Below are 23826 nucleotides of genomic sequence, written 5' to 3' on the forward strand. Positions count from 1 at the left end.
GTTGTTGAAGCTTCAACGCGCTAGACGGTGGCGTGGGCGAGGCTGGGCAGGCGCTCCACCAGCACACGGCGGCGCAGGTAGCACCACCAGGTTACGGCGAGGCAGGTGCCGTACATGACGGCGAACCAGGTGAAGGCGGTGCTGATCCCACCCGTGGCCTTGATCGAGTCGCTGATCGCCCGGGGCAGGTAGAAGCCGCCCAGGGCGCCGATCGCGCCGGCTATGCCCAGGGTCGCGGCGGACTCGCGCTTGGCCGTGACCAGGTCGGCCGATTTGGCGGCGAAGATCGCCGGGATCATCCGATAGGTCGAGCCGTTTCCGGCTCCGGCGGCGGTGAACAGTACCCAGAAAGAAATCAGGAAAAGCGGCAAGCTCTTCGCGCCGACAGCGGTCACCACGCCATAGGAACCGAGCCCCATGAGCACGAAGCACACGGCGGTGACCCGGGCCCCACCGAATTTGTCAGACAGCCAACCGCCAACGGGCCGGATCAGCGAGCCGATCAGCGGGCCGGTGAAGGCCAGCGTGATCATCGCGGTGGCACCCACCTTCCACACCGGCGCTTGGGGGAACTGGAGCTTGAGCACCAGCGGGAAAGCGGCGGAGTAGCCCAGGAACGAGCCGAAGGTGCCGATGTACAGGAACGACATGATCCACGTATGGGCCCGCTTCACGGTCGCGAACTGAGCCTTGAACGGGGCCTTGGCCACCGCGAGGTTGTTCATGAACAGGTAGGCGCAGGTGGCGGCGGCCAGGATCAGCGGCAGCCACATCAGGCCCCCGTAGACCAGCCCGGCCGCGAGCACCAGCGGGACGAAGAACTGCATCGTCGAGATGCCGATGTTGCCGCCCGCGGCGTTGAGGCCCAATGCCGTGCCCTTCTCCCGCTCGGGGTAGAAGAACGAGATGTTGGTCATCGAGGAGGCGAAGTTTCCGCCGCCGAATCCCGCGGTGGCGGCGCACAGCAGCACCACCCAGTAAGGGGGCTGCGTGGTGACCGCGAAGATCAAACCGCTTACCGGGATCAACAGGAGCAAAGCACTCATCGTGGTCCAGACGCGTCCCCCGAAACGGGTCACCGCGAACGTGTAGGGCAGGCGCATCAGTGCGCCGATCAGGTTGGGGAGCGCCACCAGCCAGAACTTCTGATCCACCGAGTAGGGGAACAGCGCGGGCGGGAGAGCGACCACCACCACGCTCCACAGCGTCCACACGGAGAAGCCCAGATGCTCAGCGAAGATCGAAAAGATGAGGTTCCGCCGGGCGATGCGGCGGCCGGTCGAGGCCCAGAACTCGCGATCCTCGGGATCCCATGCAGACAAAGTCATGTCCGGACGGTACAAAGCGTTAATTGCTGTGACATGAATTGAGCCGCACCGTCGGCTCGGGTAGCCTGTGAGGCGGGCCATTCCGCCCCGGTTTTGCCCTGTGCCGGGGGCACGGGTATCGTTAACCGCTGTTGCGCGAGCGACTGCTTAACAGTGCGCGAGCAACCCACTCATCCGACGACAGACAAGGTAAACCTGTGCGTACGTTCAGCCCGAAGCCGGGTGATATCGAGCGTCAGTGGCACGTCATCGACGCTTCTGACGTCGTGCTGGGCCGGCTCGCCTCCCACGCCGCGACGCTTCTGCGCGGCAAGCACAAGCCCATGTTCGCGCCTCACGTCGACACTGGTGACTTTGTGATCGTCGTGAACGCTGCCAAGGTTGCCCTTACCGGCAACAAGCGCGCGACCAAGTTCGCCTACCGCCACTCCGGTTACCCGGGTGGTCTGCGGGCGACTTCCTACGAGGAACTGCTCACCAAGAACCCTGAGCGCGCCATCGAGCTCGCCGTCAAGGGCATGATCCCTCACAACAAGCTCGGCCGTCAGGTCATGACCAAACTGAAGGTCTACGCCGGCCCGGAGCACCCGCATGCGGCGCAGCAGCCGAAGCCGTTCGAGATCAAGCAGATCGCGCAGTGAGCGCGGGCGAAGGAAACACCATGACCGACACCGTGCCGACTCCCGCCGCTGTTGCCGAGGCCGCCGAGCCCGCAGCTGCGCCAGTCGTGACGAAGGCTCCGCCGAAGTTCCGCGGCGAGCGTCCGATCCAGACCGTGGGCCGCCGCAAGCAGGCCATCGTCCGGGTTCGCCTGGTGCCTGGCACCGGCAAGATCACGTGTAACGGCCGGGAGCTGGCCGCGTACTTCCCGAGCAAGGTCGCGCAGCAGGCCGTGCGCGAGCCGCTCGTCATCGCCGACAAGGCCGAGCAGGTCGACGTCATCGCCAACCTGCGTGGTGGCGGCATCACCGGTCAGGCCGGTGGGCTGCGTCTGGCCATCGCCCGCGCGCTCATCGAGCTCGAGATCGACGACCGCCCGGCGCTGAAGAAGGCCGGCTTCCTCACCCGTGACTCCCGGGTCAAGGAGAGCAAGAAGTACGGTCTCAAGAAGGCCCGTAAGGCTCCTCAGTACTCCAAGCGTTGATCTATACGAACTAAGCGCCGGGTCTGCTTCCACGTTCCTCGCCGGAAGCGGCCCGGTGCATTTTTTGCACTCAATGGAAAGGCTTCCGCGATGGGGCGTCTGTTCGGCACCGATGGGGTGCGCGGCCTGGCCAACGCCGACCTGAGCCCCGAGCTGGCGATGGCCATCGCGGTGGCCGCAGTGCGCACCCTGGTCGACGCCGACAGCAGCCATCAGCCGCTGGCCCTGGTGGGCCGGGACCCGCGGGCGAGCGGGGAGATGCTGGAGGCCGCGGTAGCGGCCGGGCTGTCCAGCGCGGGGGCCAACGTGGTGAGGGTGGGCGTGTTGCCCACGCCCGGCGTCGCGTTCCTGACCGCCGAGGTGCGCGCCGACCTGGGCGTGATGGTTTCGGCGAGCCACAACCCCATGCCCGACAACGGGGTCAAGCTCTTCGCGGCGGGCGGGCACAAGCTGCCCGACGACATCGAGGACGCCATCGAGAAGCGTCTACACGAGACCTGGACCAGGCCGACCGGTTCGAAGATCGGCCGCATCCACGATCTGCTCGATGGTGCCGAGCACTACCAGAAGCACCTGTCCGCGGCCTTCCCGCAGCGCCTGGACGGCCTGAAGGTGGTTCTCGACTGCGCCAACGGGGCGGCCAGCGAGATCGGCCCCGAGGTCTTCCGGGAGGCCGGCGCGGAGGTCATCGCCATCCACGCCGAGCCCGACGGGCTGAACATCAACGACAACTGTGGGGCGACCCACCTGGAGTCGGTGAAGGCTGCCGTCCTTGAGCACGGCGCCGATCTCGGCGTGGCCGTGGACGGCGACGCAGACCGCTGTCTGGCCGTCGACGCGCTCGGGGTCGAGGTCGACGGCGATCAGCTGATGGCGATCCTGGCGCTGGCCATGCGCGAAGCGGGAACGCTGACCGACAACACGCTCGTCGCCACCGTGATGAGCAACCTCGGGCTGAAGATCGCCATGCGGGAAGCCGGCATCAACCTGGTGGAAGCCGCGGTCGGTGACCGCTACGTGCTGGAAGAGCTGCGCGCCCGCCAGCTCGCGCTGGGCGGTGAGCAGAGCGGCCACGTCATCATGCCGTCCTACGCCACCACCGGTGACGGATTGCTTGCCGGGCTTGCCGTGGTGGCCAGGATGGCGCAGACCGGGCAGAGCCTCGCCGATCTGGCGAGCGTGGTGAAGAGGTTGCCGCAGGTGCTCATCAACGTCCGGGTGGGCGACAAGACCGTGACCCGGGCGTCCGCGGTCGCCGACGCGGTGGCCGCCGCCGAGGCGCAATTGGGCGCTACCGGACGGGTGTTGCTGCGCCCCTCCGGGACCGAGCAACTCGTTCGGGTGATGGTCGAGGCCTCCTCCGCCGACATCGCCCAGAAGATCGCTGAAGGGCTGGCCGCCGAGGTGCGCTCAGCCAGCCCCGTCGCCTAACGGTCACTCACTATGGGTGCGTTCTAGTTTTTGGGCGCTGCGGTGGGGAAGTCGGTGGGAAAGTCTGTGGGGAGGTTGTCCACGATTTCGTTCACCTTGTCATTGGCCCACCAGGTGAAATAGGCGAAGGCACCGCCACAGACGACGCAGCCGAGCAGCAGCACGCCCAGGATGATGCCGATGATCGGGCCTGCCTTGCTCTTGACGACAGGCTGCTGGGGCGGCGGAACCGGCCCGCCGTATTGCGGGCTGGGAGGAGGGGGGTAACTCATGTCGCGCATCCTATGGGCGAGTGCAACCCCCAAGTGCGCAAAATCTCTGCGTAAAAGTTTGGCTTTCGCGCACGCCTCTTGCGCGATATGGTGCCTGCATGTGTGGAATCGTTGGCTACGTGGGAGATCAGCCCGCGCTCCAGGTAGTGCTCGATGGGCTGCGGCGGCTCGAATATCGCGGATATGACTCCGCCGGTGTCGCCATCCTGACCGAAGGTGAGCTGCGCCTGGCCAAGAAGGCAGGCAAGCTGACCAACCTGGAGAAGGCGCTGCAGGACGAGCCGGGCCGTTTCGACGGTGGCACCGGCATCGGGCACACGCGCTGGGCCACGCACGGTGGGCCCACCGACCGCAACGCCCACCCCCATGTGTCCAGCGACGGGCGCATCGCCGTGATCCACAACGGCATCATCGAGAACTTCGCCAGGCTGCGCGCCACGCTCGAGGCCTCCGGCATCGAGTTCGCCAGCGACACCGACACCGAATGTGTGGCACACCTGCTGGCTTTCGAATTCGCCGTCGTCGGCGACCTGGCCGAGGCCATGCGCCGCACCTGCATTCAGCTCGAAGGGGCCTTCACCCTGCTGGCCGTCGAGGCCGGGCAGCCCGGCCGGGTGGTCGGCGCCCGCCGCAACTCGCCGCTGGTCGTCGGCCGTGGGAAGGGCGAGAACTTCCTCGCCAGCGACGTGAGCGCCTTCATCGCCCACACCCGCGACGCCATCGAGCTGGGCCAGGATCAGGTGGTCACGATAACGGCCGATGCCATTGAAATAACAGACTTTTCCGGGGTACCGGTAACAGGCCGCGACTTCCACGTCGACTGGGATCTGGCTGCCGCCGAAAAGGGCGGCTACCCGTGGTTCATGCTCAAGGAGATCGAGGAGCAGCCGCAGGCGGTCGCCGACACGTTGCGCGGACGCCTGGGCGACCAGGGCGAGATCCTGCTCGACGAGGTGCGCCTGACCGACCAGGACCTGCGCGACGTCGACAAGATCTTCATCGTGGCGTGTGGCACTGCCTATCACGCGGGGCTGGTGGCCAAGTACGCCATCGAGCACTGGACCCGGATCCCGTGTGAGGTCGAGCTGGCGAGCGAGTTCCGTTACCGCGACCCGGTTCTCGACCGCTCCACGCTGGTGGTGGCGATCTCCCAATCGGGCGAGACCATGGACACGCTGATGGCGCTGCGGCATGCCAAGGACCAGAAGGCGCGGGTGCTGGCGATCTGCAATACCAACGGCTCCACCATCCCGCGCGAGTCCGACGCGGTGCTCTATACGCACGGCGGTCCGGAAATCGCGGTCGCGTCGACCAAGGCGTTTCTCACCCAGGTGGCGGCGTGCTTCCTGGTCGGGCTGCATCTGGCGCAGGTGCGTGGGGTGAAGTTCGCCGACGAGGTGGGCGCCATCGTCGACCAGCTGCAGGCCATGCCCGGGCTGATCAAGCGGGTTTTGTCCACCATGGACGGAGTGCGCGAGCTGGGGCGTTCCCTTGCGTCGCAAAGCACTTTCATCTTTTTGGGGCGGCACGTGGGGTACCCGATAGCCCTGGAAGGCGCGCTCAAGCTCAAGGAGCTGGCCTACGTGCACGCCGAAGGCTTCGCGGCCGGCGAGCTGAAACACGGCCCGATCGCGCTCATCAGCGAGGGCACGCCGGTGGTGGCGGTGGTTCCGTCTCCGGCCGGGCGCGGCTTCCTGCACGACAAGGTAGTCAGCAACATCCAGGAGGTGCGGGCGCGCGGCGCGATGACCATCGTGATCGCGGAGGAGGGAGACGAGGCGGTCGTGCCCTACGCCGATCACCTCATCCGGGTGCCGCGCACACCGACGCTGCTCGCGCCGCTGGTCACCACGGTGCCGCTGCAGGTGCTGGCGGCGTCCATTGCGGACGCCCGCGGCCACGACGTCGACCAGCCCCGCAACCTCGCCAAGTCGGTCACGGTCGAGTAGGCCGGTAATTCTGGCTCCTGCTAAAGCAAGCTGCGGCGTGTCGGGAACGGCTCCGTGTGTCGTGCTGGGTCACGTCGGATCTCGACGCATAGGATGACGCACATGCCAACGCTGAATATCACGCTGTCGTTGCCGCAACACGAGATTGACAGCATTCGGGAGGCAGCCGGCTCGGAGTCCCTCGCCGCCATGACTGCGCAGGCCTTGCGCAGGGAGCTGCGAGCCCGCAGCGCTGCAGCCTATTCGGCGTGGAATGAGGCGTTGCCCGAGGAGGTCAAGGCAGACCTCGACGCATGGGATGCCGCCCCGATGCCGGGGTGGGAGGCTTGAGGCGCGGCGACGTCCACGAATATGCGATCGGCTCAAGAGTCGTTCGCGCGGTCATCGTCTCGGCCGGTCAATATGCTCCCGGCCGCATAGCCATGGCGCCCGTCGCCGAGGTCGACCCCAAAGGCAAAGCGTTCGGGCTGGCCGTGCCGACCGGCGCCGCCGATCCGCTGCTCGGCAGCGTGGATGTCGGCCGGATTCGCCCGGCCGACCCCGAGCTGATCAGAGCCCGGGTAGGCACCATGTCCGCGGTCACCATGGGCCGGATTTCGGCTGCCCTCAAAGATTTTCTGGATCTGGACTGAAACATTGGCGCGTGCGAAGCAACGCGCGGCAGCGCCGCTCGAGAGCCGGCGCGGTGCTGCGGGCGTGCGAGTGTCGACCACCGGCGGTGGGCGCAGGGGTTATCGTCAGCGGCGTGATTGTGTCGGTGGGCAACGATGTCGTCCTGGTGGAACGCTTTGATGCGGCGCTCAAGCGGACCCCGTTGCTGGCGGAGCGGCTGTTCACGGACGCCGAGCGGCGTACCGCGTCGGGGCATCCGCGTGCGGCCGACTCGCTGGCGGCTCGCTTCGCGGCGAAGGAGGCGGTCGCCAAGGCGCTTGGGGCACCACCCGGCCTGCAATGGCACGATTGCGAAATCGTGGTCGATCCCGATGGCAGGCCATGGCTGACCATCACCGGCACCGTCGCCGCGGCCGCCGCCGAGCGCGGCATCGAACGATGGCATCTGTCGCTTTCCCACGACGGCGGGATAGCCTCTGCCGTGGTCATCGCGGAGGCTGGTCTGTGATCGGGGCCTGGCTAGCGTGAGCGGGCGCGGGGAGGGCATGGCATGAGGGCTGTTTATCGAGTCGCCGAGGTGCGAAGCGCCGAGGAGAGGCTGATGCGCGAGCTGCCGCCGGGCACGCTCATGCAGCGGGCCGCGTTCGGGCTGGCCCGTCGTTGTGCGCTGACGCTTTCGCCCGTCTACGGGTCGCGCGTTCTGCTGCTTGTGGGCTCGGGCAACAACGGCGGTGACACGCTGTATGCCGGGGCGTTGCTGGCTCGCCGGGGCGCGGTCGTCAATGCCGTGCTGGTGGGAAGCAAGGTGCACCTGGAAGGGCTGACCGCCTTCCGCTCGGCCGGAGGGCTCGTCGTGCAAGAGGTGCCCGAGCAGGCCGACCTGGTGGTCGACGGGCTCGTGGGGATAGGCGCCAGCGGGCCACTCGGCGCCGCGGCGGCCTCACTGATCCAGCAGCTGCCCGAGGCGCCGGTGATCGCGGTCGATGTGCCATCCGGCGTGGAGGTCGACACCGGCGATGTGCCGGGCGCCGCACTGCGCGCGGACGTGACTGTCGCCTTCGGCTGTCTGAAGCCCGCGCACGTGATCGGGGCGGCCGTGCCCTACGCCGGGCAGGTGGAGCTGGTCGACATCGGGCTCGAGCCCTACCTCGCCGGCGGTCCCGCGCTGATGGTGGCCGACGCGCCCGACATCGCGGGGTGGTGGCCCAAACCCGGCCCGGAGTCGGACAAATACTCGCGCGGGGTGGTCGGGCTGGCCACCGGTTCCGACGCCTACCCGGGGGCGGCTCTGCTGTCCGTGTCGGGTGCGGTGGCCGGGCCGGCCGGGCTGATCCGCTACGCGGGAAGCGCGTATCCGCTTGTGGCCGAGAGGTTTCCGAGCTCGGTAGTGACGTTGCGGGTGGCCGACGCCTTGCGCGTGCAGGCTTGGGTTTGCGGATGCGGGCTGGGCACCGGCATGGAAGCACAGGCCGAATTGCGTTCCGTGCTGGCTTCTCCGGTACCAGTCATAATCGATGCCGATGCGATAACGATGCTTGTCGACGGAACGATGTCGCACGCGCTGCGCGGTCGGGACGCCCCCACGATTCTCACCCCGCACGACCGCGAATACACCAGGCTGGCGGGCGAGACCCCCGGCCCGGACAGGGTCGCAGCCGCCCTGAAACTGGCCGCCTGGACCAAATCGGTGGTAGTCCTCAAAGGACACCGCACGGTTGTCGCCGCACCCAACGGCGAAGCCTGGGTGAACCCGACCGGATCACCGGCGCTGGCCACCGGCGGCACAGGCGATGTGCTTGCGGGGCTTATGGGTTCGCTGCTGGCCGCTGGCGTCCCTCCGGTGCGGGCTGCGGTCATGGCCACCTACGTGCACGGTCAAGCCGGACGCGAGGCGGCCCGGCAAGGCCCGGTCACCGCTGTCGAGGTGGCCGCCGCCCTGCGCCCCGTGATCGCGGACATACAGCACGCTTGAGCCCGGCCGCTGTCGTAGGCCGCCGCTACAGTTGGGCGTCGCTGGGGGATGGAGCGCTCAATGGGGAAGAACAGCCGGGAACGCCATAGGGCCAAGCAGAAAGCTGCCGCCCACGCCAAACGTCGCTCCCACTCGGCGGGTGCCCCCATCGTCGGCCCAGCCGATATCCCGGCTCAGCACCAGCCCCTAGCGGAGATCATTTCCGATGCTCTCCGCGCCCGGCAGCGGCGGCATGCCGCCGATCTGAAGCGTTGCCGCACTTTGCTGACCGACGGTCCGGGCGGCGCGGTCGGCGTCCAGACCGTGAACCGCACCCTGTTCACGGCGCTGCTGCGAGAGGTGCGCCAGGCTTGGGAGCGTGGCTGGCAGCCGGCCGAGCTGGTGCGGATGGCCCGCCGCGAGCACACCGCCCGCCATGCCAGGCAGATGGTCGATGCCATCGCGGCCCAGATGCGCGTCTATGCCAAGGCCACCGTGGAGCCGCGCTGGCAGGCGCAGCTGGCAGCCCTTGACGCCCAGGTCTGGTGGGACCACGACGACCACTACGTAGACGTCTGGGGTGAGCAGGAGAAGCTCGACCGTGCCGCGGCCATCGACCATCTGCTCGACCTGATGCACCTGCTGAAGAGCCTGCCGCCGATCGAGCCAACGGGGCCTATGCCTGGAGGCGCACAGCAGATCTGGCAGGCGAGCCCGAGCCGAGACACCGATGTCGATCAGCGGATGCTCGACCGGGTGCGCGCGTTGCTTGCCAAGGCCGAGTCCACGGACTTCCCGGAGGAGGCGGAGACGTACACGGCCAAGGCGCAACAACTGATGGCGCGCTACAGCATCGACCATGCTCTGCTTGCCGCCGGGTCGGGCGGAAAGGACAAGCCGATCACTCGGCGCATCGGCATCGACAATCCTTACGAGGCACCAAAAACGTTGCTGCTGCAGGTGGTCGCCGAGGCGAACAGGTGCCGCGCCGTGTGGATGAAGCGATTCGGCCTGACGACCGTCGTCGGTTTCCCGGCCGACCTCGACTCGACGGAGCTGCTGTTCACGTCCCTGCTTGTCCAGGCCACCAGGGCGATGACCGCCCTCAATCCCAGGCCCGACCGATATGGGCGCAACAACACCCGCTCATTCCGCCAGTCGTTCCTCACCGCCTACGCCTCGCGGATCGGGGAAAGGCTCAACAGCACCACCGAAGAGGTAGACCGCGAGATGGCGGCTTCCGCCGGCGGCGCCAACCTGCTACCCGTGCTGGCGGCCCGAAGCGAAGCGGTAGAAAATGTCTTCGCCGCCCAGTTCCCCGAGCTGACCAGCTTCGAGACGCCGATCAGCAACCGCGAGGGCTGGGCATCCGGCCGCGCCGCCGCCGACCGCGCCACCCTGCAAGGCAAGCAAGCGGTCGCCCGCTGATAGGACATGGAAATGGATAAGCGGGGGCTATCCGTCCGGCTTCGCTTCGGCTTGTATGTGCTGTATGCCGGGACTCGACTACTCGCTGTTGTTTGAAGCAACCACTGCGATCGCCACTTTGGCGGTGCCCATCATCGTGGCGATCATGGCTCATCGCTTCAGCAATCGCCTTAAAGCATGGGAAGCGAGCCAGTGGCGAAATCAGGAACTAATCAAGGCCAGACTTGAGTACTACCGGCAATTGGTACCCAAACTCAACGATCTGATGTGCTACTTGACCTTCATCGGCAGCTGGAAGGAATTCACCCCGCCGGCAATGGTTGGTTCGAAGCGGGAGCTTGACCGAGAATTCTTCTGTGCCGCACCGCTTTTCGATGATGATGTTTATGAGGCTTACAACCAGTTCATGAGCCAATGCTTTGTCACGCACGGCGGTTGGGGTACGGATGCCCAGCTAAGGACGAGCTACCGCGGCAGAAGATCGGTGGCCAGTCAATGGAATCCGGCATGGGAAGGGCTATTTGCCTACCAAGCCGACCAAACGATCCCCAAGGGGGAACTGGAAAAGACCCTCGCCCGCTATAACGCGTTGATCGCCGCGTTCGCGCGGAACATCGATCTGTCCAATACGCACGATCGTTATGTGGGCGCCAACATACTCTTCGAGCCCGTCATTGACGCGGAGCGGACCTCTCCGCCGGGGAAGTGACAGTGCTGTCGCGCCTCAGATCGTGGCGAGGTCGATCGTTGCCGGGAACGGCACAGTCATATTGACCACTCCGCTGAAGATCTCGGTGTCTCGGTAGGCGTCGCTGGCCATATCGAGAGAGTAGGTATAGATGATCGGCACGTCGGTCATCGCCTGCTCGACTCTCCAATAGAATTGAATCCCTGCCTGGGCGTACTGATCCAACTTAATCTCGCGGTCAGTGGTCTCCGAGCCGGGCGAGATGACTTCGATGACCATAAGTACGTGCTCTGGGCGTGTCGGTGAAATGTCGATCGTCTCTGCTCGGTAGATGAAGACATCTGGTCGCCGGTCACACAATGGGTCATCCTGGAGCCTTAGGACGCACCCGATAGCGGCGTACCACTGGTTCCCGGCTGCCGCCTCCAGCGCGTTCGCGAGCAATCGTGCTATTCGCCGGTGTCGCTGGGGGGCGCCGTGACTTAGGGCCGTCATCGCGTCCACGATATCTCGAACGCGAGCCATAGGGGCGTCGCCCTTAGGCAGCACGACAAGGTCGCACATACGTCGCACGGCCATTGCCAGATCTGCCCCTGATTTGCGTCAATGTCGGAGAATGCGCACAACGACGTCGGCGCGAGAGGTGATCGTGAAACGAATTCGCTTGGCGCGGCGGCGCAGAACCGTGGGCCTGAGCCAAGAAGCGCTCGCTGAACAACTCGGTGTGGACCGAACCACTGTGATCCGCTGGGAACGGGGGCAGTCCGAGCCGCAGCCATGGCAGCGGCCGAATCTGGCCATGGCACTCAAGGTGTCTGTTGAGGAGCTGGCTGTTTTGCTTGATTCATGGGATCTTGTGGTTCCGCAGGCACCGGCTGTCTTGGCAGCCAACGAGAGTTGCGAGCTGGGCTTTGACGTCGTCATGAGTGCTCGCGTTCACTACGAGAAGATGTATCGAAATGCGCGGTGTTCCGGTAAAGCCGCACATCGAGTCCTTTCTCGGCCGCCGTGTCAGTCCGGCTCTGCGTTCCAGTCGTGACAACCAATCAGGACGAAATCTGCGGCGAGCGGCAGCCAGCCTGATCGCCATCGCCGGGATATGCGCCTACGACGCCGAGCAGCACCAAGTAGCTGATGGGCATTTCAGCAAGGCGCTTCATCTCGCCAAAACCTCGGGCGACGTACCGCTATCCGGGTACGTGACTGCGTTGATGGCCAACCAGGCGCTTTGCCTCGGCAAGAATGAGACCACGATTCTCCTGGTGGAAAGCGCATTGCGTTGCGGAGAACGGTTCCTATCAGCAGCTTTGCAAGCAGATCTTTACTCGATGCAGGCAAAAGCACATGCCCAACTGGGCGCGTATGCGGATTGTCGCCAGCAGATGCGCATCGCCGAGCGTTGTGTTGAGTTGATCAATCCGGCAGATGAGCCCAGTGAGACGAGCTACGTGCACCCTGGGCTTATGGAACTCAAGAGCGCCGAGTCCCTGCTGAAGATCGGGGAGCTCGATGCGGCCCACGCCTTCGCCGAGGCCTCGATTCGTCTGGGTCCTGCAGATGATCCGCGGGGTCGGTTCTACAGCCACGCCATACTGGCGATAGTCCTCGGCGAGCAACGGAAGGTCGAGGAGGGGTGCCCTGACAATTTCGCAAGGCATGGACTCTCATCGTGTACGGGACCAGCTCGGCCGTTTGATCAGGACTTTCCTTCCCTCTGGCGACAATTCTGAAGTTCAAGACTTCCTAGCCAACGTCAGACACTTCCTGGCTGTGGCCTCCTAGCTGGCATACTCGGCGCTGTGAAGTGGCATGTTCACTCGGAGCGTGAGCTGTACCGTGACCGTTGGGTCGATCTTCGATGCGCCGACGTAGAACTTGACGATGGGCGCCGCCTCGACCACCGGTTCATCAACGTGCAAGCTGGCGCGGGGGCGGTCGTCCTCAACGACCACGATGAAGTACTCCTGATTTGGCGGCATAGATTCATTACCAACGCCTGGAACTACGAGATCCCTATGGGCGCAATAGAACCGGCCGAAGCCCCCATAGCCGCTGCCGCTCGTGAAACAGAGGAGGAGACCGGCTGGCGGCCAGGGCCGCTCAGATTCCTGATGTACGACGAGCCGATGAACGGACTTCTCAATACCTGCAACCACATCTATCTGGCCGAGACAGCAGATCATATCGGCTCGCCGAGCGAAGGCTTCGAATCGGATCATGTTGCTTGGGTGCCTCTCGCCAAGCTTCCAGATCTGATTCGTGATCGGCAGATTGTCGGCGGTACCACTATCGCGGCTCTGCTCATGGCCGCTAGGGAGCACGGAGTCTGACCTGTGGCCGCCAGGGATAAGAGCGTGCTATCGGTGTTGCTCTCGTCTAGGCTCGCGTTTCGTGGTTGTGGAGATACGGCGGTTGGGGCCGGCGGAGGTGACGCCTGAGCTGATGGCGGCGGTGGCGCACAAGCGGGTGTGGGCGCAGGATCCGGAGGGCTCGATGGCGCGCGCCAAAGAGCTTTGCAGCGCTGAAGACCGGGTGATCCTGATCGCTTACGTGGAAGGCAAGCCGGTGGGAATGGCCGAGGTTCAGGATTATGGCCAGTCGGTGTGGCGGGGTTTCAGCGTCGCGCGGCTGCACAACATTCAGGTTGATGCGGCTTGTCGCAGGCAAGGTATAGGGCGCAAGCTGTTTGACGCGGTGGTGGCGTGGGCCGCGGGGAGGCCGCATCCGGGACATCTTGAGTGGCAGGCGAGTCCGGCCGCGATCGAGTTTTATCGCAGTCTGGGGCTGGAGCCTGACTACGAGTCGGATTTGAAGGAGTATCCGTTCTACGACATCGACTTACGTCTGAGGTAGCAGCGGGGCGAGGCGATCGGCCCAGTCGCCGCGGTGGGCCACCAGCTCGATCTCGCGGGTGTCGTCGTCGCGGCGGGAGATGAGGACCTCCAGATAGGAGTCGGCGAGGCGTTCGGCCATGCCGTGTCCCCATTCGACGACGGTTACCGACTCGTCGACGGAGGCGTCCAGGTCGAGGTCGTCGACTTCGAAGTCCTTGAGGCGGTAGGCATCCACGTGCACCAGCGGCACCGGGCCACGATGGACGCGGGAGATGACGAAGGTGGGCGAGGTGACGTCGCCGGTCACGCCCAGGCCCACGCCGATGCCTTGGGTCAGCGCGGTTTTCCCGGCGCCGAGCGGGCCGTTGAGGATGATGAGGTCGCCTGGGCGAAGCAGCTTCGCCAGGCGCGCACCGAAAGCACGGGTGTCATCGGGAGTCGTCAGCAGGATCAAAACTGCTCCAGAAAATCGGTGATCGCCGCGTTGACCTCGTCTGCGCATTCGAGCATCACCACGTGTCCACTGTTGGGCAGTTTGACATAGGTGGCCCGGGGCAGCAGCCGAGCTATCTCTTCGGAATGGGTGACTGGCGTGACCATGTCCTTCTCGCCCGCAATCAGCAGCAGCGCGGCGTCTTCGAGGGTTCTCAGCGCTGGGTACCGGGCGTGGCTGTAAAGCGTGCGCAGGTAACGCGCCACGGTGTCGGTGCTGGTGCGCGAGTTCATTCGCTCCACATAGGACACCAAGGCCGGGCTCGGCTTCTCACTGCCGAACCCGTAGCGCCGGGTGAGCACGAAAGCCAAGTCGGTGCTGGCTTTGCGCAGCTTGTCGATGCCGCCGCCGGTGAGCCGGGAAGCCCCGTTGACGATGTTCATCACGCCCGGGGCGGCGCGGGTGATCAGATCGGGCAGCCCGAACAGGCGCGAGCCGTTGATCTGCCCGCCGGAGGTGGCGATGAGCACCACGCCACAGACCCGGCTGGAGAACAGCTCCGGTGCCTGTTCCGCGCACGCCATGATGGTCATGCCGCCCATCGAGTGTCCGATCAGGACGATCTGACCTTCGGGGACGGTGGCCTTGATGACGTCGTGCAACGCGTCCCCGAGCGCGGGCAGCTCGTACTCGCCCTCGGTCAGGCTGCTGGACAGGCCATGGCCGGGCTGGTCGTAGAAGACCATCCGATGCTTGCCCGCCTCGTCCAATGCCTTGCGCTGGAAGTGAAAGGTGCCCTGATCGAGACAGAACCCATGGACGAAGACGAGCGTCGGCTTGGCCGAGGTGTGCATCGGCTCCACGATCTCGACGTGCAGCTCGATGCCGTCGTCGGTGGTGACCGTGAGCGTCTCGTCGTAGGGGAGCATGCCGAAGGGTTCCTCGGCGAACGCGTCGTCGCGCCGGTTGCGGCGCACCAGGGTGCGTTCGACGGCGACCCCGGCGGCGATGCCCGCGGCGGCGACACCGACCACGGCTCCGATCAGTGACGCTCGCTTGCGCCGTGAAGCCTGCGGTGCCTTGGCGCCCGTCTGCTCGTCCGCCTCAGACATAGGTTCTCGGGACACGCGCGCTGCCGAAGCGGGTGACTATCTCGTAGTTGATGGTGCCGCAGGCGCGGGCCCAATCGTCGGCGGTCGGCTCGCCGTGCTCGCCGGTGCCGAACAGGATCACCTCGTCGCCCTCGGTCACCTGCGCGTCGCCGACGTCGACCACGAACTGGTCCATGCAGACCCGACCGGAAACCTTGTACCGCTTGCCATTGATCTGAACCGGCCCGGACGAGGACGCGTGCCGGGGAACCCCATCGGCATAACCCAACGGCACCAGGACCACGTTGGCCTGCGCGGCGGTGAAGTAGGTGTGCCCGTAGGAGATGCCCTGCCCCTGCGGGATCCGCTTGACCAGCATGGCCTGCGCCCGGGCGGTCATGGCGGGGCGCAGCCCGAAGCTCTGGCCCTCCACCGGCGACAGCCCGTAGCTGGCCACGCCCGGCCTCACCAGATCGAAGTGGGTGTCGGGCCGGGTCAGCGTGGCGGCGGAGTTGGCGATGTGGCGCAGCTGCGGGTCGAGGCCGTGCCGCTTGGCGATTTCGAGGCCGTCATGGAAGACGTCGAGCTGGCGATCGATGGTCTCGTGCCCCGGCTCGTCGGCGTAGACGAAGTGACTCCACACCCCTATCGCCTTGACGAGACCTTCCTTCTGGGCTCTCGCGGCGGCCTCGACAAGCGTGGGCCAGTCGGCGGGAGTGGCGCCACTGCGGCTCAGGCCGGTATCAATCTTGAGGTGGATCCGGGCCGGTTGACCAGTCTCACGAGCGGCGTCGATCACGGCCTTCAGATGTCCGATACTCGACACGCCCAGATCGATGTCCTGCTTTATCGCGCTGGCCACCGGCTGGCCCGGCATCCACAGCCAGGCCATGGTCGGCGTGGTGAGCCCCGCCTCGCGCAGCTCGAAAGCCTCACCCAGCGTGCAGACCCCGAGCCACGTTGCGCCTCCGGCCAGCGCGGCCCGCGCCGACGGCACGGCGCCGTGCCCATAACCGTCGCCTTTGACCACCGCCATCACCTGCGCGCTGGTGCCACTCGCCAACAGCGCGATGTTGCTGGTGATCGCTCCCAGGTCGATCTGTACCTCGGCCTGCCACATGCGCCAAGACTACCTATAAGTAGGCAGACAGCCGCTGAAGGTGTAGGTGGTTTAGGCTGAACTACGTGCTTGTGCTGGTCCTGGACACTGCGACGCCCGCGATCACAGCTGCCGTAGCCGACCTCGGCGACGGGGGGATCGAGCTGCGCGCGCAGCGCGTGACGGTCGACGGACGCGCCCACGGCGAGCTGCTCGCGCCGTCGATCGATGCCGTGCTGACGGAGGCTGGGGTGAAACCCTTCGACCTTTCCGCCATCGTGGTGGGCGTCGGGCCGGGCCCGTTCACCGGTCTGCGCGCCGGGCTGGTGACCGCCGCCACGATGAGTTCGGCGCTGGGCATCCCGGCCTACGGTGTGTGCACGCTGGATGCTCTCGGAGCGGCGACGGTCGGCACCGTCCTGGTGGCCACCGACGCTCGGCGACGTGAGATCTACTGGGCCGTTTATCGGGATGGCTTGCCTGGTACCCCACCAAAAGTGGCGAAACCAGCGGAGGTGGCGATCGCCATTGCGAGCGAAGGCGTGCTGCGCGCTGTGGGTGAGGGCGCTGAGAAATACGCCGAGCTGCTCGGGGTGAGCGCGGAAGCGCCGAGCTTTCCGCCGCCGATCGAGTTCGCCCGGCTGGCCGCCGACCGGGTGCGGGCCAAGGCGCCGAGCGAGCCGCTCACGCCGCTTTACCTGCGCCGGCCCGATGCGGTCGAGCCGGCCACCCGCAAACCGGCCCTCGCCGCGGGTGAGCGATGAACATCGAGCGCCTCCGCTGGTGGCAGATCGAGGATCTGCTGCCCATCGAGAACGACCTCTTCGGCAAAGAGGCGTGGACAGCGGCGATGTTCTGGAACGAGCTGGCCAACGGGCATCACTATCTGGTGGCCACCGAAGACGATGGCTCGGTGCTCGGCTACGCCGGGCTGGCCGTCGGCAAGGACGAGGCCTGGATCAACAACATCGCGGTGCGCCGGGACGCCCAGCGGCGCGGAATAGGCCGAGCCCTGCTCAATGCGCTGCTCGATGAGGCGAGGCGGCATCACGCGAGCCAGGTGCTGCTGGAGGTGGCCTCGGAAAACGTGGCCGCACAACATCTGTACGGAAGCTACGGCTTCGAGACCATCGGGCTGCGCCGCGGCTACTACCAGCCGAGCAACACCGACGCCCTCGTGATGCAGTTGGAGCTAAGGGATGCGTGACGAGCCGCTCGTTCTCGGCATAGAGACAAGCTGCGACGAGACTGGGGTCGGCATCGTACGCGGGCACACCCTGCTGGCCGATGCGCTGGCCTCCAGCGTCGACGAGCATGCCCGCTTCGGCGGCGTGGTGCCCGAGGTGGCCAGCCGTGCCCACCTCGAGGCTCTGGTGCCGACCATCAACCGGGCACTCGACGATGCGGGCGTCAAGCTGGCCGACCTCGATGCGATCGCGGTCACCGCCGGTCCGGGTCTGGCGGGCGCCTTGCTGGTCGGGGTGGCCGGGGCCAAGGGGTTGGCGCTCGCGACGGAGAAGCCGATCTTCGGCGTCAACCATCTGGCCGCGCATGTGGCGGTGGACACGCTGGAGCACGGCCCATTTACCGGGCCCGCCATCGCGCTGCTGGTCTCCGGCGGGCATTCGTCGCTGTTGCGGGTCGACGATCTCAGCGCCGGGGTCACCCCGATGGGCGCCACCATTGACGACGCCGCGGGGGAGGCCTTCGACAAGGTGGCCCGGTTGCTGGGCATGCCCTTCCCGGGCGGGCCGCCGATCGATCGCGCCGCGCGCGAAGGCGAGGCCACCGTCAGCTTTCCGCGTGGCCTGACCACAGCGCGCGACCTGCAGTCGCATCGGTTCGACTTTTCGTTCTCGGGCCTGAAGACGGCGGTCGCGCGGTGGGTGGAGGCCCGCGAGCGGGACGGCTCGCCGGTGCCGGTCAACGATGTGGCGGCCTCGTTCCAGGAGGCGGTCTGCGATGTGCTGACTATGAAAGCGATCGATGCCTGTCGGCATGCTGGGGTGCAGACGCTCGTGATCGGTGGCGGGGTCGCGGCCAACTCGCGGCTGCGCGCCATGGCGCAGGAGCGGGCGGCCAAACATGGCATCACCGTCCGGGTACCAAGGCCGAAGCTCTGCACAGACAATGGCGCGATGGTGGCCGCCCTCGGCTCCCACCTGGTCGCGGCCGGCCGGCGACCGTCCAAGCTGGACTTCCCAGCGGACTCCGCCATGTCGCTGAGCCTGATCGGCGTGTAGCTTTGCCAGACGTGATCGTGCGGATGTGGGAGGTGCGGGCCTATCCCCGCACGTTCGATCAGTTGCTGCAATGGGTTTGCGAGGTCGCTGTCCCCGAGTTGGAGGAGCGCCTCAACCATGTGAGCAGCGAGGTGTTCTCCTCCACCGATCTGCGCGTGGTGGTGATCTCCCGCTGGCACCGCGATCCGACCGAGGCGCCCGTGGTTCCGGCCGGCCTGGCTCGGTCGGCGCAGTCGTGGGACTTCACCCCAGTAGATCGATGATCTCGCGCAGTTTGCCGATGGTTTCGCCTGTCCAGGTGGGATCGGAGTAGGCGTACTCCAGCGTTCGCACGGTGCGCATGCCGATCGCGCTGGCCCCGCGCAGCTCGCCGTCGGAGCCGTCGCCGACGTAAAGGCATTCCGCGGGCGTGACTTCGAGCGCCTCGCACGCCTTGAGGTAGATGGCGGGTTCCGGCTTGAGCAGGTGTTCCTTACACGAGAAGATGACCGCGTCCATCCGGGCCGCGAGCGGCTGCTTGGGCCATTGGATCTCGGTTTCCTGGCTGCAGTTGGTGACCACGGCCAGCTTGAAACCCCGGCTGCGCAGCACGTCGAGGGTGGCCAGGATGGTCTCGGCCGGCCACAGGATGGAGTGGTGAAGCCGTTGCCAGGTAAGGGTTGCCAGCCTCACCTCGCTCTCGGACGGGTCGGCGCCGAGCTGCTGGGCCAGGGCGTCGAGGGTCTCCTCGATGGTGCCCAGGGTGCCGCGCATGCGTTCGTTGGCGCTGGCGTTGAACAGCTCCACAAACGCGGGGCCGTCGAGGCCCAGGGATCGGGCCATCTCGTTCAGCGCCACCTCACGTCGCGGACCGCCGCCACGTACCAGGGTTCCGTAGAGGTCCAACACCACCGCGCGAATCATGTTCGCAGGTTAGCGTGTGGAAAATCGGTGGCGTCACCCGCAACCCGTAGAGTAAGGTCGCTCCCGCTATGCGACCCTTACCAGTTGCCGATCCGGGCACCCCCGAAGTCAGGTCTGCCACTCGCTATCTCTGGTGGCTGGCTGGTCACCAGCTGGGAAACCTCGCCTACGGCATGTTCTTCGGGATCGCCTGGATGCTCTCGGGCGCGTTGATGCCCTACGTTCTCGGCCGCGGCGTTGACGCGGGCGTAGTCCACCGTGATCTGACCTCCCTGGCCCAGTGGGCCGGGGTTTTTATTTTGCTCGCGGCCACCCAGACCACCTGCGGTCTGCTGCGGCACCGCAACGCGGTCTTCAACTTCCTCTCCGCGTCGTTCCGCACCGTCCAATCGGCCATCGCCCACGCCGGCAAGCTCGGCGCGACCCTGCCCAAGCGGCTCGCGACCGGCGAGGTGGTGGCGATCGGCGCCTCCGACACCAACCACATCGGCAACGCCCTGGACATCACGGCCCGCTTCGCCGGCGCGATCGTCACCGTCATCGTGGTTTCGGTGATCCTCCTCAACGCCTCGGTCACCCTCGGTCTGGTGGTCGTGCTCGGCGTCCCGGTGGCTATCGCCATCACGAGCCTGCTGGTGAAACCCTTGCATCACCGCCAGGTCGCCTATCGGCACCAGCAGGGCGCGCTCACCGGGCGGGCCGTCGACATCGTCTCCGGTCTGCGGGTGCTTCGCGGCATAGGTGGGGAGTCGGTCTTCTCCTCCCGTTTTCGCACCGAGTCACAGAAACTGCGCGACACCGGGGTCAGCGTGGGCCGGGTCGACTCGCTGCTGGAGGCCTCGAAGATCACCGTGCCGGCGCTGCTGATGATCCTGGTGACCTGGCTGGGCGCCCGTCAGGTGATCGCCGGGGAGATCTCGGTCGGGCAGCTGGTCTCCTTCTACGGCTACGCCACCTTCATGGTGGTGCCGCTGCGCACCTTCGGCGAGGCGCTCGACAAGTTCATCCGCGGCCACGTCGCGGCCACCCGGGTGCTGAAACTGTTGCAGCTGCAGCCCGAAATCGCCGACCCGGCCACGCCTGTCCAGCTGCCGGTCAGCGGGCCGCTGGCCGACGTCAAATCCGGGCTGACCCTGCAGCCCGGAATATTCATGGCACTCGTGTCGGATCGTCCCGACGACGCCATCGACATCGCCGACCGGCTCGGCCGCTACACCGACGGCGAGGTCACCCTCGCCGGTGTCCCGCTCAGCTCCGCCACACGGGAGCAGGTGCGTCAGCGAATTCTGGTTTCCGACAACAACTCACGGCTGTTCAGCGGCGCGCTTCGGGAGGAGCTCGACCCGACCGGCCGCTGCGACGATGAGGAGCTGCGCAGGGCGATCACCGCTGCCAGCGCCGAAGACATCGTGGAGGCGTTGCCAGAGGGGCTCGACGCATTCGTCGCCGAGCGCGGCAGGGAGTTCTCCGGCGGGCAGCAGCAGAGGTTGCGGCTGGTGAGGGCGCTCATGACCGACGTGCCGATCCTCATCCTGGTCGAGCCGACCAGCGCCGTCGACGCACACACCGAAGCCCGCATCGCCGCGCGCCTGGGCGCTTACCGTCAGGGCCGCACCACGCTGATCACCAGCACCAGCCCGCTCGTGCTCGACCGCGCCGAACGCGTTGCCTTCGTCGAAGACGGCAAGGTGATCGCCGAGGGCACCCACCGCGAGCTGATGGCCAACGAGCCCAGATATCACGCTGTGGTGACGCGAGGGGAGGACTGATGGCCAGGGTCGCGCTGCCCGTTGCCGATTCGGCCGAGGTGAAGCGGTACGCCAAATTCCTTATGCGCAAACACTATGCACGCCTGATCGAAGTCGTCGGCCTGCACGGCCTCGCCGCGCTGGCCGGGCTCGGCGCCCCGCTCGTCTTCGGCCAGCTGATCGACCGGCTTCGCGCGGGGACCAGCTTCGCGACGGTGGACAAGCTCATTCTCGCGCTGCTGGCCTTCGCGCTCACCCAGGCGGTGCTCACCCGTTTCGCGGCACTGGCTTCAACGAAGCTGGGCGAGCTGGTGCTGGCTGAGCTTCGGGAAGATTTCGTCGACCGGGTGCTGTCCATCCCGCTGTCCACGGTCGAGCGGGCCGGCACCGGCGACCTGGTCACCCGGACGAGCCGGGACGTAGCCGCGCTGTCGCACACCGTGCGTCGTGGCGTGCCGGAGACCCTCATCGCGATGGTTTCCATCCTGGTCACCGGCGGCGCGCTGGTGTGGCTCTCCCCGCTGCTTGCCTTGCCCTGCTTGGTCGGCGTGCCGTTCCTTGTCGCCGGCACGCGGTGGTACCTGCGCCGAGCCGTCAAGGCCTATCTGCGGGAGAACGCGTCCAACTCCGAGCTTCTCGATGGGCTCACCGAGGCGGTCGAGGGTGCCCGTACCACCGAGGCGTTCGGGGCTGACAAACGGCGCAAGGTGCGCACAGACAACGACCTGCGCGAAAACTACCGCGCCGAGCGGGCAACGCTAGGTCTGCGAACGGTTTTCTGGCCGATCGCCGACATGGGCTTCATGCTGCCGATCGCCTCGACGCTGTTCTTCGGCGGCTGGTTCTTCATGCAAGGCTGGGCAACGGCGGGCGCGGTCGTCTCCGCGGTGCTGCTGGTGCAGCAGCTCGTCGATCCGGTGGACAGGCTGCTGAGCTGGATGGACGAGCTGCAGGTGGGCGGAGCTTCACTGGCCCGGCTGCTGGGTGTGTCGATGGTTGGCGACGATCGCAAGGTCACCGGGGTGGCCGCGGCCGACGAGCGGCTTGACGCGCGGGGCGTTCGATACTCCTATGTGGACGATCGCGATGTGCTGCACGGGGTCGACCTGTCCATCGCGCCCGGCGAGCGGCTGGCCATGGTGGGCCCCTCGGGAGCGGGCAAGTCGACGCTGGGCCGCCTGCTGGCCGGCATCGACGGCCCACGCACGGGAGCGGTGACCGTCGGTGGCGCGCCCCTGGTTGAGCTGCCCCTGGAAGAGCTCCGCGGCCACGTCGCTCTGGTCACTCAGGAACACCATATTTTTCTGGGTACCCTGCGGGAGAACCTGGCGCTGGCCAAACCCACCGCCGACGACGAGGAGATCAAGGCTGCGCTGCAGGCGGTCGATGCCCTCGACTGGGTGGAGGAGCTGCCCGAAGGCTTGGACACCGTGCTCGGCAGCGCCAAGCACAACGTCTCGCCGGCCCAAGCCCAGCAGCTCGCCCTTGCCCGCCTGGTGCTGGCCGACCCGCACACGCTGGTGCTCGATGAGGCGACCTCACTGATCGATCCCCGGTCGGCCCGGCATCTCGAAAGATCGCTGGCCGCGGTCTTGGAGGGCCGGACGGTGGTGGCCATCGCCCACCGGCTCTTCTCGGCACACGACGCCGACCGGGTCGCCGTGGTCGAGGAGGGCAAAATCGCCGAGTTGGGCTCACACGACGAGCTTGTTGCGGCGAACGGGTCATACGCGGCACTCTGGCGCTCGTGGCAGGCTTAGGAATCGTGGGGATCACTCCTGGTTCCGAGCTGGAGCGTGCGTTGCGGCACGGGCCGTTCTCGCGTGCGCTGCGCGCCGCCATCGCCGCGCGCGGCCAATCGCTGGACCGGATTCACCGGCGTCTGGCCGCCCACGGCGTCCAGGTCAGCCCGACCACATTGAGCTATTGGCAGCGCGGCAAGTCGGTGCCGAAGCACGACGAGTCCATGGCCGCGGTGAAGCTGCTCGAACAGCTGCTCTCCGTGCCCGAGCACTCGCTGACCGGGCTGTTGCGGCCGTGGGTGAAGACCGACTTCATCGACAGGCAACTTTGGTCCAATGTGGACAGTCTGGCGGTGATGCTGGAGGGCATGGACACCTCCGGGGCGGATCAGCTGGTACGCCTGGCGGTGCACGACCACTACCAGGTCGATGCCGATATGCGCGAACGCGCCGGCTGGACCCGCAGCGTGTTCCGGGCTCTCAGCGATGGTGTAGACCGCCTCGTCACCGTCTTTCGCTCCGATGACGAAGGTGGGCCGGTGCCGGCCCTCAGCGACGTCCGCTTCTGCACCCTCGGCCGGGTCCTGCGCGACCGCGAGTCCGGCTTCCTGGCGGCAGAGCTTCTGTTCGACCACATGCTCAACGCGGGCGAGACAGTCGTCATCGAGTTCAGCACCGTCTACGAGGACGAGGCGCCGCCCGCCCGCAACTTCGACCGCCGCTTCGGCCACCCGGTTGGCCACTACGTCCTGCAGGTCTCGTTCGACCCACAGGTGGTGCCGAGCCGGTGCTTCAGCTACTCCCGCGACGCCGACGACGCCCCGCAGCGCGATCGGCGTGAGCTGACCGTGGGCGCTTCGGCCTCGGTACATCTGGTGGCGAACAATGTGACCCACGGTATCTGTGGCATCGACATCGATTGGGGTTAGC

General features: G+C 66.5%; 28 protein-coding genes. 21 read left to right on the forward strand and 7 right to left on the reverse strand.

The annotated features are described in order from the left end of the window. Positions 1-20 precede the first annotated feature (20 nt). A complete protein-coding gene (locus Rhe02_RS11950; RefSeq protein ID WP_203908221.1) occupies positions 21-1328 on the reverse strand; it encodes an MFS transporter in 1308 nt (435 codons plus the stop codon). 197 nt (positions 1329-1525) lie between these two features. On the opposite strand from Rhe02_RS11950, the gene rplM reads away from it, so the two are divergent. The 3 genes from rplM (at position 1526) to glmM (ending at position 3903) form a co-directional block, all read left to right on the forward strand. Then, positions 1526-1969, forward strand: a complete 444-nt coding sequence (gene rplM / locus Rhe02_RS11955) for a 50S ribosomal protein L13 (protein WP_203908222.1) — start codon at positions 1526-1528, stop codon at positions 1967-1969. Between the two features lie 20 nt (positions 1970-1989). After that, positions 1990-2472, forward strand: coding sequence for a 30S ribosomal protein S9 (gene rpsI / locus Rhe02_RS11960; RefSeq protein ID WP_203908223.1), 483 nt, complete (start codon positions 1990-1992; stop codon positions 2470-2472). Positions 2473-2562: 90 nt separating this feature from the next. Continuing rightward, positions 2563-3903: a phosphoglucosamine mutase gene (gene glmM, locus Rhe02_RS11965; RefSeq protein WP_203908224.1), complete on the forward strand. Its 1341-nt coding sequence runs from the start codon at positions 2563-2565 to the stop codon at positions 3901-3903. A 23-nt stretch (positions 3904-3926) separates the two neighbouring features. On the opposite strand, the gene Rhe02_RS11970 is transcribed toward glmM, so the two are convergent. Next, positions 3927-4175: a hypothetical protein gene (locus Rhe02_RS11970; protein ID WP_203908225.1), complete on the reverse strand. Its 249-nt coding sequence runs from the start codon at positions 4173-4175 to the stop codon at positions 3927-3929. A gap of 98 nt (positions 4176-4273) precedes the next feature. On the opposite strand from Rhe02_RS11970, the gene glmS reads away from it, so the two are divergent. The 7 genes from glmS (at position 4274) to Rhe02_RS12005 (ending at position 10824) form a co-directional block, all read left to right on the forward strand. Then, entirely contained in the window at positions 4274-6124 is a 1851-nt protein-coding gene (gene glmS, locus Rhe02_RS11975; RefSeq protein ID WP_203908226.1) for a glutamine--fructose-6-phosphate transaminase (isomerizing), read from the forward strand. A 102-nt stretch (positions 6125-6226) separates the two neighbouring features. Continuing rightward, positions 6227-6454, forward strand: a complete 228-nt coding sequence (locus Rhe02_RS11980; RefSeq protein ID WP_203908227.1) for a hypothetical protein — start codon at positions 6227-6229, stop codon at positions 6452-6454. Next, complete coding sequence (locus Rhe02_RS11985; protein ID WP_203908228.1) at positions 6451-6756, forward strand: hypothetical protein; 306 nt, start codon at positions 6451-6453, stop codon at positions 6754-6756. Before Rhe02_RS11980 ends, Rhe02_RS11985 begins: the two co-directional genes overlap by 4 nt. A gap of 113 nt (positions 6757-6869) precedes the next feature. After that, positions 6870-7244: a holo-ACP synthase gene (locus Rhe02_RS11990; RefSeq protein WP_203908229.1), complete on the forward strand. Its 375-nt coding sequence runs from the start codon at positions 6870-6872 to the stop codon at positions 7242-7244. Between the two features lie 42 nt (positions 7245-7286). Then, positions 7287-8708, forward strand: a complete 1422-nt coding sequence (locus Rhe02_RS11995; protein WP_203908230.1) for an NAD(P)H-hydrate dehydratase — start codon at positions 7287-7289, stop codon at positions 8706-8708. 165 nt (positions 8709-8873) lie between these two features. After that, positions 8874-10115, forward strand: coding sequence for a DUF2786 domain-containing protein (locus tag Rhe02_RS12000; protein ID WP_373320626.1), 1242 nt, complete (start codon positions 8874-8876; stop codon positions 10113-10115). A 64-nt stretch (positions 10116-10179) separates the two neighbouring features. After that, positions 10180-10824: a hypothetical protein gene (locus tag Rhe02_RS12005; RefSeq protein ID WP_203908232.1), complete on the forward strand. Its 645-nt coding sequence runs from the start codon at positions 10180-10182 to the stop codon at positions 10822-10824. A 15-nt stretch (positions 10825-10839) separates the two neighbouring features. Here the strand turns inward: Rhe02_RS12005 and Rhe02_RS12010 are convergent, their stop codons facing one another. After that, positions 10840-11382, reverse strand: a complete 543-nt coding sequence (locus Rhe02_RS12010; protein ID WP_203908233.1) for a Uma2 family endonuclease — start codon at positions 11380-11382, stop codon at positions 10840-10842. A 37-nt stretch (positions 11383-11419) separates the two neighbouring features. On the opposite strand from Rhe02_RS12010, the gene Rhe02_RS12015 reads away from it, so the two are divergent. The 4 genes from Rhe02_RS12015 to Rhe02_RS12030 all read left to right on the forward strand — a co-directional run bounded on the left by Rhe02_RS12015 (position 11420) and on the right by Rhe02_RS12030 (position 13656). Then, complete coding sequence (locus tag Rhe02_RS12015; protein WP_203908234.1) at positions 11420-11842, forward strand: helix-turn-helix transcriptional regulator; 423 nt, start codon at positions 11420-11422, stop codon at positions 11840-11842. After that, the gene (locus tag Rhe02_RS12020; protein ID WP_203908235.1) at positions 11763-12533 is read left to right on the forward strand and encodes an NsdA family TPR-like regulatory protein; all 771 of its coding nucleotides are present in this window, start codon (positions 11763-11765) and stop codon (positions 12531-12533) included. The genes Rhe02_RS12015 and Rhe02_RS12020 overlap by 80 nt, the downstream gene beginning before the upstream one ends. Before the next feature lie 69 nt (positions 12534-12602). Then, positions 12603-13133: an NUDIX domain-containing protein gene (locus Rhe02_RS12025; RefSeq protein ID WP_203908236.1), complete on the forward strand. Its 531-nt coding sequence runs from the start codon at positions 12603-12605 to the stop codon at positions 13131-13133. Between the two features lie 61 nt (positions 13134-13194). Continuing rightward, positions 13195-13656, forward strand: coding sequence for a GNAT family N-acetyltransferase (locus Rhe02_RS12030; RefSeq protein ID WP_239123697.1), 462 nt, complete (start codon positions 13195-13197; stop codon positions 13654-13656). On the opposite strand, the gene tsaE is transcribed toward Rhe02_RS12030, so the two are convergent. From tsaE to alr, 3 genes are read right to left on the reverse strand one after another with little or no spacing between them, the layout of a single operon-like run. Further along, positions 13642-14139 carry a tRNA (adenosine(37)-N6)-threonylcarbamoyltransferase complex ATPase subunit type 1 TsaE gene (tsaE, locus tag Rhe02_RS12035; protein ID WP_203908237.1) on the reverse strand — a complete coding sequence of 166 codons (498 nt, stop codon included), beginning with the start codon at positions 14137-14139 and terminating at the stop codon, positions 13642-13644. The two genes, Rhe02_RS12030 and tsaE, sit on opposite strands and share 15 nt — an antisense overlap. Continuing rightward, a complete protein-coding gene (locus tag Rhe02_RS12040; protein ID WP_203908238.1) occupies positions 14088-15182 on the reverse strand; it encodes an alpha/beta fold hydrolase in 1095 nt (364 codons plus the stop codon). Before Rhe02_RS12040 ends, tsaE begins: the two co-directional genes overlap by 52 nt. Continuing rightward, on the reverse strand, positions 15175-16281 hold the full coding sequence (gene alr, locus Rhe02_RS12045) for an alanine racemase (RefSeq protein ID WP_203908239.1): 1107 nt from the start codon (positions 16279-16281) through the stop codon (positions 15175-15177). Before alr ends, Rhe02_RS12040 begins: the two co-directional genes overlap by 8 nt. A 65-nt stretch (positions 16282-16346) precedes the next feature. Here alr and tsaB point away from each other — a divergent pair, with 65 nt between their 5' ends. From tsaB to Rhe02_RS12065, 4 genes are read left to right on the forward strand one after another with little or no spacing between them, the layout of a single operon-like run. Then, positions 16347-17024 carry a tRNA (adenosine(37)-N6)-threonylcarbamoyltransferase complex dimerization subunit type 1 TsaB gene (tsaB, locus tag Rhe02_RS12050; RefSeq protein WP_203908240.1) on the forward strand — a complete coding sequence of 226 codons (678 nt, stop codon included), beginning with the start codon at positions 16347-16349 and terminating at the stop codon, positions 17022-17024. Next, complete coding sequence (gene rimI / locus Rhe02_RS12055; RefSeq protein WP_203908241.1) at positions 17021-17467, forward strand: ribosomal protein S18-alanine N-acetyltransferase; 447 nt, start codon at positions 17021-17023, stop codon at positions 17465-17467. Before tsaB ends, rimI begins: the two co-directional genes overlap by 4 nt. After that, positions 17460-18503, forward strand: coding sequence for a tRNA (adenosine(37)-N6)-threonylcarbamoyltransferase complex transferase subunit TsaD (tsaD, locus tag Rhe02_RS12060; RefSeq protein ID WP_203908242.1), 1044 nt, complete (start codon positions 17460-17462; stop codon positions 18501-18503). The genes rimI and tsaD overlap by 8 nt, the downstream gene beginning before the upstream one ends. Before the next feature lie 11 nt (positions 18504-18514). Further along, complete coding sequence (locus Rhe02_RS12065; RefSeq protein WP_203908243.1) at positions 18515-18766, forward strand: hypothetical protein; 252 nt, start codon at positions 18515-18517, stop codon at positions 18764-18766. On the opposite strand, the gene Rhe02_RS12070 is transcribed toward Rhe02_RS12065, so the two are convergent. Continuing rightward, entirely contained in the window at positions 18747-19406 is a 660-nt protein-coding gene (locus Rhe02_RS12070) for an HAD family hydrolase (RefSeq protein WP_203908244.1), read from the reverse strand. The genes Rhe02_RS12065 and Rhe02_RS12070 overlap by 20 nt on opposite strands. 68 nt (positions 19407-19474) lie before the next feature. On the opposite strand from Rhe02_RS12070, the gene Rhe02_RS12075 reads away from it, so the two are divergent. Genes Rhe02_RS12075 through Rhe02_RS12085 form a run of 3 tightly spaced genes read left to right on the forward strand, consistent with a single transcriptional unit; the run spans position 19475 to position 23825 of the window. After that, positions 19475-21175 (forward strand): ABC transporter ATP-binding protein, encoded by a 1701-nt coding sequence (locus Rhe02_RS12075; RefSeq protein ID WP_203908245.1) that lies wholly within the window; start codon positions 19475-19477, stop codon positions 21173-21175. Beyond that, positions 21175-22914 (forward strand): ABC transporter ATP-binding protein, encoded by a 1740-nt coding sequence (locus Rhe02_RS12080; protein ID WP_203908246.1) that lies wholly within the window; start codon positions 21175-21177, stop codon positions 22912-22914. Before Rhe02_RS12075 ends, Rhe02_RS12080 begins: the two co-directional genes overlap by 1 nt. Positions 22915-22919: 5 nt before the next feature. Then, positions 22920-23825 (forward strand): hypothetical protein, encoded by a 906-nt coding sequence (locus tag Rhe02_RS12085; protein ID WP_203908247.1) that lies wholly within the window; start codon positions 22920-22922, stop codon positions 23823-23825. Position 23826: the final 1 nt, after the last annotated feature.

It is taken from the genome of Rhizocola hellebori (genome assembly GCF_016862955.1).
GTDB classification, from domain to species: Bacteria; Actinomycetota; Actinomycetes; order Mycobacteriales; family Micromonosporaceae; genus Rhizocola; species Rhizocola hellebori.